The organism is Frankia gtarii (genome assembly GCF_025403375.1).
GTDB lineage: Bacteria > Actinomycetota > Actinomycetes > Frankiales > Frankiaceae > Frankia > Frankia gtarii.
In genome coordinates this window covers 1-14,679 of record NZ_JAMPTM010000039.1, presented here as the reverse complement: position 1 = coordinate 14,679, position 14,679 = coordinate 1, and the positions used below count along the sequence as shown (strand labels likewise).

Below are 14,679 nucleotides of genomic sequence, written 5' to 3'. Positions count from 1 at the left end.
ACGTGGGGTGCCCCCGTTTGCCGGTTGTGGCGCGATCCGGCGCCGGACTCGGGTGCCCTCAATCGGGGGATCCCTGCCCGCGGACGGGTCCGGCTCGGTGCTTGCCGTTCGGATCCGCGCGGGGCGCAACGGGGTCGCACGCATCGCCCAGAACAAACAAGGCGGACGTCCGGCCAACCGACCGCCCGCCCAGCACCTACGCTTGCAGAGTGAGCGCGCGCCGGATCATGGGAATCGAGACCGAGTACGGGGTGTCGGTGCCCGGTCAGCCGAACACCAATCAGATGTTGGCCTCGTCGTTGGTGGTGAACTCCTATGCCAACAGAACGTCGTCCTCGGGCAGCCGCGCCCGGTGGGACTTCGAAGAGGAGTCGCCGTTGCGGGACGCGCGGGGCTTCGAGCTTCCCCGGGAGCCCGCGGTCGATCCCACCGCGCCGGCCAACGAGGACGACCTGGGCCTCGCCAACGTCATCCTGACCAACGGGGCGCGGCTCTACGTCGACCATGCGCATCCGGAGTTCTCCTCGCCCGAGGTCACCAACCCGCGTGACGTCGTGCTGTGGGACAAGGCCGGCGAACGGGTGATGGCGGAGGCGGCGCGGCGCGCCCTGACGGTGCCGGGCGCCAAGCCCGTCAACCTTTACAAGAACAACACCGACAACAAGGGCGTCTCCTACGGTTGCCATGAGAACTACCTCATGGCCCGGTCGACCCCGTTCGGGGAGATCGTCCGCAACCTCACCCCGTTCTTCGTCTCCCGTCAGGTCGTCTGCGGCGCCGGTCGGGTCGGCCTCGGCGTCGACAGCCGCGAGGCCGGCTTCCAGATCAGTCAGCGGGCGGACTTCTTCGAGGTCGAGGTGGGCCTGGAGACGACGCTGAAGCGGCCGATCATCAACACCCGGGACGAGCCGCACGCCGACCCGGAGAAGTACCGCCGGCTGCATGTCATCATCGGCGACGCGAACATGAGTGAAGTCGCCACCTACCTGAAGGTGGGAACGACGTCGCTGGTCCTCGCCATGATCGAGGATGGCTGGTTCAGCGTCGACCTGTCCGTGGACGGCCCGGTGGCCGCGCTGCGGGCGATCTCGCACGACCCCTCGCTCAAGCATCTGGTGACCCTGCGCGACGGCCGGAAGATGACCGGCGTGCAGCTGCAGATGGAGTACTTCGAGCAGGCCCGCAAGTACGTGGAAAACCGGTTCGGCGCGGACGTCGACCCGCAGACCGCCGACGTCCTCTCCCGCTGGGAGTCGGTTCTCGGCCGCCTCGAGGTCGATCCGATGAGCTGCGCCCGGGAACTCGACTGGGTGGCCAAGCTGTCGATCCTGGAGGGCTACCGCTCTCGTGACAGCCTGAACTGGGACTCGCCCCGCCTGGAGCTCGTCGACCTGCAGTACCACGACGTGCGGCCGGAGAAGGGCCTATACAACCGCCTCGTCGAGCGCGGCCGGTTTGACCTGGTCGTCAGCGAGGACGAGGTGATACGGGCGATGACGGAGCCGCCGGAGGACACCCGGGCGTTCTTCCGTGGTCGCTGCCTCGCCCGCTACCCGCAGCAGGTCGCCGCGGCGTCGTGGGACTCGGTCATCTTCGACATCGGCCGGGACTCCCTGCAGCGGGTGCCGACCCTGGAACCGCTGCGGGGGACCAAGGCCCACGTCGGCGAGCTGCTGGACCGCTGCGCCACCGCCGCGGACCTCGTCGACGCGCTGGCCGGTCGCTGAGCCGCGTGCGTTGCGCCCTGGGCGGACGTCGCGACGAGACGGTCAGTTCGTGATGGAGTGGACCTCTCACCGATCGGACTGATGGTGTCGGTGGGGCGGGATAGTGTCGCGCCAGGCGATCGAAGGAGGGCTTCATGGCCACCAGGGACAGCGGCGGCGGGCAGCAGCACACCAACCGGCGCGCGGACGAGGCCGATGAGGTCACGACCGAGGAGAGCGAGGCCTCCGACCTCAAGGAGCGCCACGAGAAGCTGTCCGAGGACGTCGACTCGCTCCTCGACGAGATCGATGACGTCCTGGAGGAGAACGCCGAGGAGTTCGTGAAGGGCTACGTCCAGAAGGGCGGCGAGTGACCGCGAGGCGCCTGCGTCGGCGGGGCTGAGCCTGCGCCGCGCGGACGGTTGACCTCGGTGCCCCGGGCGGGCCCCGGGGCACCGAAGGTGCCTCTCGATCGTGGCGGCCGCCCCGTGTCATCGACCGCCACCGGTCGGGTCGCCCACCCGTGCACCGCACCTCGCCCGCCGGTTCCGCCAGCGGGTGAGGTCGGGTTGCGGGCGGTCTGCCGGGCCTCGCCGAACCGGGTACTCGCTCGCCCTCAGGCCGCGCTGGCGCGGTCTAGCGACGTGCGGATTGTCGCTGGTCACGTGGGCGGCCCCCCAGGCGTACCCGGACGGTCCTGAACCGCCCCGCCGCGGTCCGCCGGGTGCCCGTTCGCCGGGATCCGCCGGGCACCGGCGGACGGCCTCGAGAGGTGCTTCGTGGGGCCGGCGCGGGCCGGGTCGCCCGGGGGAGGATCGCCGTCGATCACCCGGCCGGTCGCCCTGGCCGACCCCACCGGGAGGCGATGGCCCTATGTTGTGCTCACGCGCACGTCGCCCGCGGTTCCCGGAGACGATCGGGACGCCGCGGGCCGTGTGACCGTCTATCGGAAGGGGGATGCGTGGCTGATCCAATGGGTGGCGCCGGGCGCCTACCGGCTGTGTTCATGACACCGGGAACGTCGTCGTTCACCGATTTCCTGTCGCAGTCGGCGCCGCACCTGTTGCCGGGGGCCCAGAGCGGCCTGCCGGGGCCGGTCACCGAGGTGGCGCACGGCACGACGATCGTGGCGGTGACCTTCCCCGGTGGTGTGATCATGGCCGGTGACCGGCGGGCGACGCAGGGGCACATGATCGCCCAGCGGGACGTCGAGAAGGTGCACCACGCCGACGACTTCTCCTGCGTGGGCTACGCCGGCACGGCCGGGGTCGGCGCCGAGCTGATCAGGCTGTTCCAGGTGGAGCTGGAGCACTACGAGAAGATCGAGGGTGCGACCCTGAGCCTGGACGCCAAGGCCAACCGGCTGGCGGCCATGGTCAAGGGCAACCTGCCGATGGCCCTGCAGGGCCTCGCGGTCGTCCCCTTGTTCGCCGGCTACGACCCGGACATGGACGCGGGCCGGATCTTCTCCTACGACATCGCGGCGGCGAAGTCGGAGGAACGGACGTACGAGTCCATCGGCTCCGGCTCGGTGTTCGCGAAGGGCTCGCTGAAGAAGCTCTACCGGGCCGACCAGACCCAGGCCGACGCGGTGCGGATCGCCGTCGAGGCGCTCTACGACGCCGCCGACGACGACTCGGCGACGGGCGGTCCGGACACGATCCGCCGGCTGTACCCGATCGTCGCGGCGGTCACGTCCGACGGGTACCGCCGCTACGGCGACGATGAGGTAGAACCCGTGGTGACGGCCATCATCGCGGACCGTTCCACGAGCGCGGGAGGCTGACGTGACCATGCCGTTCGGATACGCGAGCCCCGAACAGCAGGTCCGCGACAAGTCCGAGTACGCGCGCAAGGGCATCGCGCGCGGACGAAGCGTGGTCGTCATCACCTACGCGGACGGGATCCTGTTCGTCGCCGAGAACCCCTCGGCGACCCTCCACAAGATCAGCGAGATCTACGACCGCATCGCGTTCGCCGCCGTGGGCAAGTACAACGAGTTCGAGAACCTGCGCACGGCCGGCATCCGCCTGATGGACTCCCGCGGATACATGTACGACCGGCGGGACGTCACCAGCCGCGCCCTCGCCAACGCCTACGCGCAGACCCTTGGCGCGATCTTCACCGAGAGCGTCAAGCCCTACGAGGTCGAGATCGTGGTGGCCGAGGTGGGCCGCAGCAGCGACGACGACCAGATCTACCGGCTGACGTTCGACGGGTCGATCGCCGACGAACGGGGCTTCGTCGCGATCGGGGGCGCCTCCGACCAGGTCACGACCTCACTGAAGGAGCACCACCGGGACGGCCAGCCCCTCGCCGACGCCCTGCGGGTCGCGGTGCAGGCGCTGACCGTCAGCGTGCCGCCGGGCCTGCCGCAGAACGGCGAGCGGGTGCTCACCGAGGCCAACCTGGAAGTCGGGATGCTCGACCGGTCCCGCGCCCGGCGGCAGTTCAAGCGGATCACCGGCAACGCCCTCGCCGAGCTGCTCGCCCAGACCGCCACGTCCTCCTGACCGACCTGTCCTCCTGACCGGCCACGTCCTCGTGGCCGGCCCGTCCCGCTGATCGGCCGTCTCGCTGACCGTGGCCGGCGTCCTGTCGACCGGCCGCGTCGGCCGGTCCGGTCGGTGCCCCTGCACAACCGCCGGACCGGCCGAGCGGCGGCTCAGCGTGGGCGGACGTGCTCGTCGAGGAAGGCGAGCGCACGGGACCACGCGTCCGCCGCGGCGACCGGGCGGTACACCGCCTCCCGGTCGTCGCTGTGGAAGGCATGGCCCGCGCCCGGGTAACTGACCAGCTCCGTCGGCGTGCTGCTGCGGGCCGCCGCCGCCCGCAGCGCACCGATCTCGTCCGTGGTGATCAACTGGTCCTCCTCGCCGTACAGGCCGAGCCAAGGGCCGCGCAGCGCCGGGGCCGCCTCGACCAGCGGCGGCACCCCCGGCCAGTACGGGGTGCTCACCCCGCCGCCGTAGAACGACACCGCCGCGGCCAGCGGGTGACGGGTCGCGGTGTGCAGCGCGACCGTGCCGCCCATGCAGAACCCGACGATCGCACTCTGCTCGGCGTCGAAGCCGGACTCGGTGAGATGGGTCAGGGCGGCGTCCACATCGGCGTCGATGCCCGTCCCGGTCAGCGTCTCCATCGCCGGGACCGCCCCCGGCCAGCCGCCGGCCGGGTCGACCTCGTCCCGCCCGTCGCGGTGGTACAGATGCGGGGCCACGGCCAGCCAGCCCGCCCCGGCCAGCCGGTCGCAGACGGACACCAGGTAGGGCGTGATGCCTCGGGCGTCCTGCACGACGACCACGCCACCCCTGGGCGGATCGTCCGCCGCGGGGGCCACGATCGTCAGCGGTACCGTGTCCCGCCGGATGACCTCCGCCCGCAGGTGGCTCTTCAGGGAGCCGGCCTGTCCGGCTCGGCTGGACGTCGCGTCGTTCGTTCCGGTTGTCATGGCGGCCATCCTTCCCCGTCGCCGCGTCCGTGACCGTCCGGCCGGCGTCGGACCTGCCACCTGCGCGGCAGCCGGGCGAGCGAGAACTGTGTCGACCTTCGTGTGGCGGCCCACCCGGGCACCCCCGAGTCCCCTGCGGGGACCTCCGGACGGTGCCGAGAACCGCCGGGTGACGGGGGATCCGCCGCGAAACGCCGTGCCGCGACACGCCGTCGAACCTGCCGCGACTCGGTGAAGGCGTCACGCTACTCCCCGTAGCGTCCCGGCGGGCTCCGCCGGACGGAGGGGAGGATGCGGTGAGCAGACCGCTGCCGATCAGGACGGTGAGTGCGCGCGCGACGGCGGACTCGCGGGGTACGGCGGGCGCGGCGCGGGTCGGCGTGGCCGGGGAAGCGGTCCCGTGGTGACCGGCGGCCGGCACCGGGAGGGCGACCACGGCCCCCTGCCCGGGCAGCGTCACCAGCCCGGCCCGCAGGTGAACGGCGACCCCGATCCGAAGGGTGACCCCGACGGCGACCGTTCCGAGGGCCACCGGGGCTCGACCGCCGTCGATTCCGGCGTCGGCCGGCATGCCCATCCCGGCTATCCGCCGCAGGACCAGGGCCTTGGCGACGCCGGCTCGCCGGATCAGCGACCGGCGTACGGCCACCGTCATGTCGCCGACGGTAGCGCCCTCCCGACCCTGGACGGCACCATTCCCGCCGGAGGTACCCCGCCGGGCGAGCCTGCGGCCGATGCCGATGCCGATGCCACTGGTTCGGCCGATGCCACCGGTTCGGCCGATGCCACCGGTTCGGCCGGTGGGGCTGGCCTGGGCGGTATGCCTGGTTCGGGGGAGGCCGGCGCCCGTTCGGATGATGCTCCAGACGGCCTCGTCGCCGGCGTCCGTCGCGACGCGGTGGCGGGCGCGGGTAGACCGGGTGCCGCGGCGGAACACGGTCCGGTCCGGGATCCGCTGAGCCTGCGCGGGATGCGTCGGGCCGGCCTCGTCGCGGTCGGGGTGGCCGTGCTGCTGGGGATTCTGGTGTGGCTCTACGGAACGTCGGTGACCAGCCTGCGGCCACGGGACCTGCCGATCCTCACCGTCGGTCCGGCGCCCGCGGCGACCGCGCTCGCCGACCAGATCAGCCGGGTCGAGCCCGGCGCCCTCACCGTGCACACGGCGCCGACCGTCGCCGCCGCGGACCAGGCGCTGCGCGACCGCGACGCCTACGCCGCGATCGTCATCGGCGACGACGGACTGACGCTGCGGGTAGCCTCCGCCGCCAGTCCCGCGGTCACCGAGGCGATCACCCGAGGCATCCGGGTGTTCATGCCCGGCCTGGAGATCCCGGTCGTCGACGTGGTCGCGAACGCGCCCCGCGACCAGGCCGGCGGGGGGCTGGCCTCCGGGTACCTGCCGCTCGTGCTTGTCATCGCCGCCGGTGGGGTGCTGCTGACCCGGCTGGTCCGCTCCCGGGCGGTCCGGCTGGCCGGCATCGCGGTGCTCGCGGTGCTCTGCGGCTTCGCCGGGACGGTGGCGCTGCAGGGCGCGCTCGACGTCCTGCCGGGCTCCTTCCTGGCGACGATGGCGGTGCTGACTCTGCTGGCCCTGGCGGTCGCCGGGCCGGTCGTAGGTGTCGGCGCGGTGGCGGGAACGCCGGGCCTGGTCGGCATCGTCCTGGTGACGGTCGCGGGCGCCGCGCTGTCGGCGGCGCAGTCCGCGCCGGAGATGCTGCCCCGGCCGTGGGGGGACATCGGCCAGTTCGCCCCGCCCGGGGCGGGGGCGACCCTGCTTCGCTCCACCAGCTACTTCGAGGGCGCGGCCGGCGGCCGCCCGGTGGTCGTGCTGGCTGTCTGGCTGGTGGTCGGCCTCTGGTTGGCCTTCGTGGGCGAGCGCGGCGCCGCCGCGGCGTTGTACTCGGGTTCACAGGAGGCCCCCCGGACGGGCCGGGGTCCGCAACGGCAGCCTGCCGGCGTGACCACGACGGCGGCAAGCCCGGCCACGGTCCCGGCGGGCGTAGGGGCGGGTGCGGCCGCATCCGGTGCGGCCGTGCCCGCACGGGCCGGGACGGTTGCCGGGGCCCGCGTGGGTGCCGGGGCCGGCGCGGCGGCCGACCAGCCCCCGGCGGCGCGGGCGGGCAGCACGCCCGGCGGGCCCCCGGCCCCGGTTGCGGCGCCACTGCCGACGTGGCGCTCGCCGCTCGAACGCACAGTGCCGATCGAGCCGTCAGGCGGCGTCCGGCTGGTGCCCCCGACCCGGCCGGGCAACTCGCCACCAGGGCGCGGGGGAGGCCCTGCGGGGGACGCGGGAGGGGGCGGATCGCAATCCCGGTGACCTCGAGCCCGAGCGTCTGGCCACGCCGGGGCGGCATCCGAGCATAGGGTCACAGACGTGGATCGCCGCATCTTCGGACTGGAGAACGAGTACGGCGTCACCTGCGTGTTCCGGGGGCAGCGGAGGCTGTCCCCGGACGAGGTGGCGCGGTACCTGTTCCGTCGTGTCGTGTCATGGGGACGCAGCAGCAACGTGTTCCTCAAGAACGGCGCCCGCCTCTACCTCGACGTCGGGAGTCATCCGGAGTACGCCACCCCGGAATGCGACTCCGTCCCCGACCTCGTCACCCATGACAAGGCCGGTGAACGGATCTTGGAGGGCCTGCTCGTCGAGGCCGAACGACGGCTGCGGGAGGAGGGCATCGCCGGCGACATCCATCTGTTCAAGAACAACACGGACTCCGCCGGCAACAGCTACGGCTGCCACGAGAACTATCTCGTCGGCCGGCACGGCGAGTTCTCCAAGCTCGCCGACGTGCTGGTGCCGTTCCTGGTCAGCCGGCAGATCCTCTGTGGGGCCGGCAAGGTGCTGCAGACCCCGCGCGGGGCGGTCTACTGCATCTCCCAGCGCGCTGAGCACATCTGGGAGTCGGTGTCGTCGGCGACCACCCGGTCCCGCCCGATCATCAACACCCGGGACGAGCCGCACGCGGACGCGGAGCGTTTCCGCCGGCTGCACGTCATCGTCGGCGACTCGAACATGAGCGAGACGACGATGCTGCTCAAGCTCGGCTCCACCGACCTGGTGCTGCGCATGATCGAGGCCGGCGTCATGCTGCGTGACATGACCCTGGAGAACCCGATCCGGGCGATCCGTGAGGTCAGCCACGACATGACCTGCCAGCGCAAGATCAAGCTGGCGAACGGTCGCGAGGTCAGCGCGCTGGACATCCAGCGGGAGTACTACTCGAAGGCCGTCGAGTTCGTCGAGCGCCGTGGCGGTGACGAGGTCGCCAAGCGGGTGCTCGACCTGTGGGGCCGCACGCTGCTCGCGATCGAGACCGACGACCTCGAGCTCGTCGCCCGGGAGATCGACTGGGTGACGAAGTACGTGCTCATCGAGCGGTTCCGGCACAAGCACGGGCTGTCGCTGGCCTCCCCGCGGGTCGCCGAGCTCGACCTGAAGTACCACGACATCCACCGCGACCGCGGGCTGTACTACCGGATGGAACGGGCCGGCCTCGTCGAGCGGGTGACCCGTGACCTCGACGTGTTCGAGGCCAAGTCCCGCCCGCCGCAGACCACCCGCGCCCGGCTGCGCGGCGAGTTCATCAAGCGGGCCCAGGAGAAGCGGCGCGACTTCACGGTCGACTGGGTCCACCTCAAGCTGAACGATCAGGCGCAGCGTACGGTCCTGTGCAAGGACCCGTTTCGCTCCGTCGACGACCGGGTCGACAAGCTCATCGCCAGCATGTGAGGATTCACCCCCTGTGACGTCCGCCTCGCGGCGCGCCCGCGCCGCCCAGATCACCCTCCGTGCGGTCATCGCCCGACCCGCGCGGTCCGCACGGGTCGGCTCCCACCGCCGGCACCTGCTCGTCGGCGCGCTGCTGCCCGCCGTGCTGGTCATCCCGGTCCTCGCGGGCTGCTCCGCCTCGGACGCCCCCGACGGCACCAGAGCAGCGCCGGCGCCCAGTGTGACCGCGGGGTCCCGCCTGCCCGCGGTGCAGAACGCCACCGACCTGACCCGCAAGCCGCTGTCCGCCGCCGGCTCGGGCACCCCGCCGAGCACGCTCGTCACCCACGACCTCGTCACCGGCCACGGGGCGAGTGCCTCGGCCACCAGCACCGTGGCTATCCAGTACTCCGGCGTGCTGTGGCGCAACGGCAAGGAGTTCGACACCACGTGGGGCAGCGGCCAGACCGCGACCTTCCCGTTGGACAGCACGATCGCCGGCTTCGGGCGGGGTATCGACGGGATGCGCGTGGGCGGCCGCCGGCAGATCGTCATCCCGCCCGACCTCGGCTACGGGCCGGCAGGTGGTCAGCCGCCGACGATCCTCGCCGACGACACCCTGGTGTTCGTGGTCGACCTGCTCGCCGTCCAGGGCGGCGGGGGTGGCGGGGCGTCCCCTCAGCCCTAGGCGTATTCGCGGTTTTCAGCCCTGAAACCGTACGTAGGCCTCGGCGTGATCTGGCAGCCATCCGGCCGAGTCCGGGCCGGGGGGCAGGCCGCCGGTGGGGGCGGTGCCGGCCCGGTGTCGCAACTCGACTAGCGTGTGGCGCTGTGTCCCGGCGACGGGTGGAGCGCCTGCTGAACCTGACGATGTGCCTCATGGCGACATCGCGTTTCATCACCGTGTCCCAGCTCGGTGAGCTGGTGGAGGGCTACGAGCCCGGCGCCACGGAGGAGGAGCAGGAAGCCTTCCGGCGGATGTTCGAACGCGACAAGGCGTACCTGCGCGAGATCGGCATCCCGCTGGAGACCGGGACGGACTCGGCGTTCAGCGACGAGGTCGGCTACCGGATCCGCCGCGGCGACTACGCCCTGCCCGACATCGCCCTCGCACCGGACGAGGCCGCAGCCCTGGCGCTGGCCGGGTCGCTGTGGTCGACGACGGCGCTGGCCGGGCCGGCGGCGAGCGCCCTGCGCAAGCTGGCCGCCGGCGGCGCCGCGGTCGATGACGGCGGCCTCGGCGCTCTGGACGGCTTCGAGCCGCGGGTCGACGCGACGGATCCTGCGTTCGAGCCGTGCCTCGCCGCGGTGCAGGCTGGCCGCGCGATTCGCTTTCCCTACCGCAAGGTGGTCGAGACCGGCGTCACCGAGCGGCACGTCGAGCCGTGGGGCGTGCTGTCCTGGCGGGGCCGCTGGTACCTGGCGGGCCACGACGTGGTCCGCGGCGCCCCGAGGGTGTTCCGGCTGTCCCGGTTCGCCGGGCCCGTGCGGCCGGTCGGGCTTGGCGGGGCGGTGCGCGTTCCGCCCGACGTCGACCTGCACGCGATGGTCTCCGCCCAGGCCCCGCCGGACCAGGTGCGCACGGCGACGCTCGCCGTGCGCCGTGGCACCGGCCACGCGCTGCGCCGCCACGCCGGCCCCGCGTCTGCCACCCTTCCCGCGTCTGCCACCCTTCCCGCGTCTGCCACCCGCCCCACGCCTGCCGCGGACATGGATCTGGTGCAGATGGAGTTCGCCGACACCGAGCGCTTCGCCCGCTGGATCGTCGGATCGGGGCCGGATGTGATCGTGCTGGAGCCGCCGGAGCTGCGCGCGGCCGTCGTCGCCCGGCTGCGGGCCGCGGCCGCGGGCACCGCCGGCGTGTGCGAGGCCGCCGCCGTCCCCGGCGGGCGATGAGCGATGAGCGCCGCGACCGACCGGTTGAGCCGGCTGCTCGCCCTCGTCCCGTGGCTGCGGGCGCATCCCGGCATCCCGTTGCCCGCGGCCGCCGAGGTCTTCGGAATCACCCCGCGGCAGCTGCGCGATGACCTGGACCTGCTGTTCGTGTGTGGGCTGCCCGGCGGGGCGCCGGGCGACCTGATCGATCTGAGCTACTCCGGCGACCGGATCACTGTCGCCGATCCGCAGACCCTCGACCGGCCGTTGCGCCTGTCGGTGGACGAGGCGACGGCGTTGGTCGTCGCCGCCCGCGCACTCGCCGACGTGCCGGGTCTCGCCGGGCGGGAGGCGCTTGACCGGGCACTGGAGAAGCTGGAGAAGGCGGTCGGCGCGGCGGGCAGCGTCGCCGGCCAGGTGCGGGTCAGCCTCGACACCCATGCCGAGGTGCTCGCGGCGGTGCAGCGGGCGGTGCGGGAACGCCGCCGCGTGCACCTGCGCTACCTGGTGTGGTCCCGCGACGAGCTGACCGAACGGGACGTGGACCCGATGCGGGTACTGGTCCGGGAGGGCCACTGGTACCTGGAGGGCTGGTGCCATCGGGCGGAGGCGGTGCGGCTGTTCCGGCTGGACCGCATCGACGGCCCGGACGGGGTCGAGGTGCTCGACATCCCGGCTGCCCCGCCGCCGGGTGCGGTGTCCCGCGACACCAGCGAGGGGATCTACCGGCCCGGCCCCGCGGATGTCCGGGTCGTCCTCGAACTCGCCTCGCCGGCCCGCTGGGTCGCCGACTACTACCCGGTCACCGGGGTGCGCGAGCTGCCCGGCGGCCGTCTGGAGATCACCCTGCACGCGCGGGAGACCTCCTGGCTGCACCGGCTCGTGCTCGGCCTCGGCGCCGACGTGCGGGTCGTCGAGCCGCTGGTTCTCGCCGCGCAGGTGCACGCTCTGGCCCGCCGGGCGCTGGCCGCCTACGGGCTCGATGCCCCGTCCGGCGGCGCGGACGGCGAACGGTAGGGTGATCGGCATGCTCTGGGCGCTCGTCTACCTCGTGCTCATTCTCGGTGGGCTTGTCCTGCTCGCCCTGTGCGCCTGGCGGGTGTGGCAGAAGGTGCGTGGCGTGCGTCGGGCCTTCGGCGAGCTGTCGACCCGGGTGTCGGGCCTCGCCGCCGACACCGCGGAGCTCTCCGCCCGGTTGGACCATGCCGAGGTCACCTCCCGACTCGCCGAGCGCGCCTCCTGACCAGCCCGACCGGGCCGGACAGGAGGTACGACCGGGCGGGTTCGGCTGTGGTCCCAGTGTGATCCAAGGTGGGCGAAGGCGCGGCGCTGAATCGTGACGGCGAGTCACGATTGGGTGGGCGCAGCGCCACCCCTTGGTAGCTGTGAGAGATTTTGGCCGGTTGTGGCACCGGAATGCGCTCGTAATCAGTTGCGGGTTGACTACAATTCGTCCCGCAGTCCCGCTTCGTCGCGCAGCTGTCATCTGTGAGATACCCGTATGCCGTCTATCTCCTCCTAGGCTGGCGGACGTAGCATCGATCGCACCGGTCGTGGGACCGGGCCGGTACCGCTCATCGGAGGACGCCGTCCATGCCAAACCTGGGCACCACCGAGATCATCATCATTGCCCTCGTCGTGCTGGTGCTGTTCGGATCGAAGAAGCTCCCCGATGCGGCGCGTTCCTTCGGCCGCTCGCTGCGCATCTTCAAGGCCGAGACCAAGGGCCTGCGTGACGACGACCACCAGGCCCCGGCCACCCATCAGACCCCGGCCGTCCAGCCGGCCCCGCTGCCGATCGAGGCGCCGGCTCAGGCCGCTGCCCCCGCCCAGGGCGCCCAGCCCGGTGTCGCGGTGAACGGCTCCGCCCCGGCGGTCGACCGGCACTGACCACGCGTGCCGGCCGGGCGTCGTGGCGTCCGGCTGGTGGGTGCCGGTCGTCGGCGCCTTTCCCTTGCCCCCTCGACCAGGAGACGCCGACGTGCCAGGGATCCCCACGCCGCGGAGGTTGTTCGCCTCGGTGAACCAGCGGCGTACCCGCACGGTCGAGGACAGCCGGATGCCACTCACGGAGCATCTTCGTGAGTTGCGGAACCGGATCGCGATCGCGCTCATGGGGTTCGCGGTCGCCGCGGTCGTCTGCTTCATCCTCGAACCGCACATCTTCAACTGGCTCAAGGCGCCGTACTGCGATCTGCCCGCCAGCAAGCGGTTCAGCCCCGACGGCGCGGCGTCGACGGACTGCACGCTGTACTTCTTCGGGATCCTCGACGCGTTCACCATCCGGCTGAAGATCTCGATGATCGCGGCGGCGGTCGTGTCCTCCCCGGTGTGGCTCTACCAGCTCTGGTCGTTCATCACCCCCGGTCTGCACCGGCATGAGCGGCGCTGGTCGCTCACGTTCGTCGGGATCTCGCTGATCCTGTTCGCCACCGGCGCCTTCTTCGCCTACTACACCCTGTCCACCGGTCTGAGCCTGCTGCTCGGGTTCGGTGGCAACGGCCTGGTCAGCGTCCTCGACGGCAACAAGTACCTCAGCTACGTCCAGGCGATGCTGCTGATCTTCGGGCTCTCGTTCGAGGTGCCGCTGCTCATCACGATGCTGAACCTGGCCGGCGTCGTGACCACCGCCCGGCTGAGGTCCTGGCGGCGCGCCGAGATCTTCCTCGTGTTCGTCTTCGCCGCCGTCGTCACGCCCAGCCAGGACCCGTTCACCATGCTGGCGCTGGGCCTTCCGATGGTGATCCTCTACGAGGTCGCGCTGATCGTCGGCTGGATCAACGACCGGCGCAAGGCCCGCCGCGGCGACGACTCCCCGTACGCCGACCTCGGTGACGACGAGACCTCGCCGCTGGACCTCGACGACGCTCCGCCGCCTCGCGCGGCCGACGTCGGGCGGCCGGCCGAGTCGGCCTCGTCGTCGCCGGTCGGCGCGGGGACCGGTTCCGCGACCCTGGCCGGCGATCCGTCGCACCTCGACATCACCTGACGCCCCCGATCCCCGTGGCCGCCCCGCCGACCGTTTCCGAGTCATCGCGCCGCCCGGCCCGGGGCGGTCGCCTCGCCCGATGGCCCGCGCCACGGGCATCCCCAGCTGCTGTGGCGGTCGGTGCGGGGACGCCGCGTCCCGTAGGGTGGCAATGTGTCCTCCACGCCTGAGGCTCTCGTGGAGTTCGCCGCCAGCCTCCCCTTCGGGTTCGACCCCTTCCAGCTTGAGGCGCTCTCGGCGCTGGCGGCCGGCGAAGGTGTCCTGGTCGCGGCGCCCACGGGAGCGGGCAAGACGGTCGTCGGCGAGTTCGCCGCCCACCTCGCCCTGAGCACGGGAACGCGTTGCTTCTACACGACGCCGATCAAGGCGTTGTCCAACCAGAAGTACACCGACCTCGTCGCCCGATACGGCGCGGACAAGGTCGGCCTGCTGACCGGTGACACCGTCCGCAACGGCTTCGCGCCGGTCGTCGTCATGACGACCGAGGTGCTGCGCAACATGCTCTACGCCGGCCCGGTCGGCGGCGGCGACCTCGCCGACCTCGCCTACGTGGTCATGGACGAGGTGCACTACCTCGCCGATCGCCAGCGGGGCGCCGTGTGGGAAGAGGTCATCATCCACCTGCCGGCGCACGTCCGGCTGGTGTCGCTGTCAGCGACGGTGAGCAACGCCGAGGAGTTCGGCGAGTGGCTCGTCACCGTCCGCGGGCACACCCGGGTCATCGTCAGCGATCACCGTCCCGTGCCGCTGTGGCAGCATGTCCTCGCCGACCGCACCCTGCACGACCTGTTCCTCGAGGACGCCCCCGGCGAGCCGGTGTCGTCCGGCGAGGCGGCGATCGCCCGGGCGGTGTCAGAGCAGGATTTCGCCCGGCCCGGCTGGGGTTCCCCACCCGCAGTCGGTTCCGCCGATGCGGCCAGCACGGGCGCGGGCGGGCGGTCCGGGG

The 14,679-nt window shown here is 72.3% G+C and carries 14 protein-coding genes; 13 read left to right on the top strand and 1 reads right to left on the bottom strand.

Translation table 11 applies throughout. The features are described 5' to 3' along the window. Positions 1-209: 209 nt before the first annotated feature. From dop to prcA, 4 genes are all read left to right on the top strand, one after another. Entirely contained in the window at positions 210-1,727 is a 1,518-nt protein-coding gene (dop, locus tag NBZ83_RS08830) for a depupylase/deamidase Dop (protein WP_368861819.1), read from the top strand. 134 nt (positions 1,728-1,861) lie between these two features. Next, a complete protein-coding gene (locus tag NBZ83_RS08825; protein ID WP_163552065.1) occupies positions 1,862-2,080 on the top strand; it encodes a ubiquitin-like protein Pup in 219 nt (72 codons plus the stop codon). Positions 2,081-2,667: 587 nt separating this feature from the next. Continuing rightward, positions 2,668-3,492 (top strand): proteasome subunit beta, encoded by an 825-nt coding sequence (gene prcB, locus NBZ83_RS08820; RefSeq protein ID WP_261567562.1) that lies wholly within the window; start codon positions 2,668-2,670, stop codon positions 3,490-3,492. Position 3,493: 1 nt separating this feature from the next. Then, entirely contained in the window at positions 3,494-4,219 is a 726-nt protein-coding gene (gene prcA / locus NBZ83_RS08815; protein WP_136446702.1) for a proteasome subunit alpha, read from the top strand. Positions 4,220-4,371: 152 nt separating this feature from the next. Here prcA and NBZ83_RS08810 read toward each other — a convergent pair whose 3' ends face one another. Beyond that, entirely contained in the window at positions 4,372-5,157 is a 786-nt protein-coding gene (locus tag NBZ83_RS08810) for a dienelactone hydrolase family protein (RefSeq protein ID WP_261567560.1), read from the bottom strand. A 400-nt stretch (positions 5,158-5,557) separates the two neighbouring features. Between NBZ83_RS08810 and NBZ83_RS08805 the strand changes: the two genes are divergently transcribed. From NBZ83_RS08805 to NBZ83_RS08765, 9 genes are all read left to right on the top strand, one after another. Continuing rightward, a complete protein-coding gene (locus tag NBZ83_RS08805) occupies positions 5,558-7,474 on the top strand; it encodes an ABC transporter permease (protein ID WP_261574732.1) in 1,917 nt (638 codons plus the stop codon). 57 nt (positions 7,475-7,531) lie between these two features. Continuing rightward, complete coding sequence (gene pafA, locus NBZ83_RS08800) at positions 7,532-8,890, top strand: Pup--protein ligase (RefSeq protein WP_041939239.1); 1,359 nt, start codon at positions 7,532-7,534, stop codon at positions 8,888-8,890. Between the two features lie 49 nt (positions 8,891-8,939). Continuing rightward, the gene (locus tag NBZ83_RS08795; RefSeq protein ID WP_438803261.1) at positions 8,940-9,557 is read left to right on the top strand and encodes an FKBP-type peptidyl-prolyl cis-trans isomerase; all 618 of its coding nucleotides are present in this window, start codon (positions 8,940-8,942) and stop codon (positions 9,555-9,557) included. A gap of 191 nt (positions 9,558-9,748) precedes the next feature. Then, positions 9,749-10,765, top strand: coding sequence for a helix-turn-helix transcriptional regulator (locus NBZ83_RS08790; protein WP_261574731.1), 1,017 nt, complete (start codon positions 9,749-9,751; stop codon positions 10,763-10,765). A gap of 3 nt (positions 10,766-10,768) precedes the next feature. Next, positions 10,769-11,761 carry a helix-turn-helix transcriptional regulator gene (locus NBZ83_RS08785; RefSeq protein ID WP_261574730.1) on the top strand — a complete coding sequence of 331 codons (993 nt, stop codon included), beginning with the start codon at positions 10,769-10,771 and terminating at the stop codon, positions 11,759-11,761. A 10-nt stretch (positions 11,762-11,771) separates the two neighbouring features. Further along, complete coding sequence (locus tag NBZ83_RS08780; RefSeq protein WP_261570812.1) at positions 11,772-11,987, top strand: hypothetical protein; 216 nt, start codon at positions 11,772-11,774, stop codon at positions 11,985-11,987. 350 nt (positions 11,988-12,337) lie between these two features. Next, entirely contained in the window at positions 12,338-12,634 is a 297-nt protein-coding gene (gene tatA / locus NBZ83_RS08775) for a Sec-independent protein translocase subunit TatA (RefSeq protein ID WP_261570811.1), read from the top strand. A 91-nt stretch (positions 12,635-12,725) separates the two neighbouring features. Next, positions 12,726-13,733 (top strand): twin-arginine translocase subunit TatC, encoded by a 1,008-nt coding sequence (gene tatC / locus NBZ83_RS08770; protein WP_261570810.1) that lies wholly within the window; start codon positions 12,726-12,728, stop codon positions 13,731-13,733. A 153-nt stretch (positions 13,734-13,886) separates the two neighbouring features. After that, the coding region (locus NBZ83_RS08765) for a DEAD/DEAH box helicase (RefSeq protein WP_261574729.1) at positions 13,887-14,679 on the top strand (793 nt) is incomplete at its 3' end.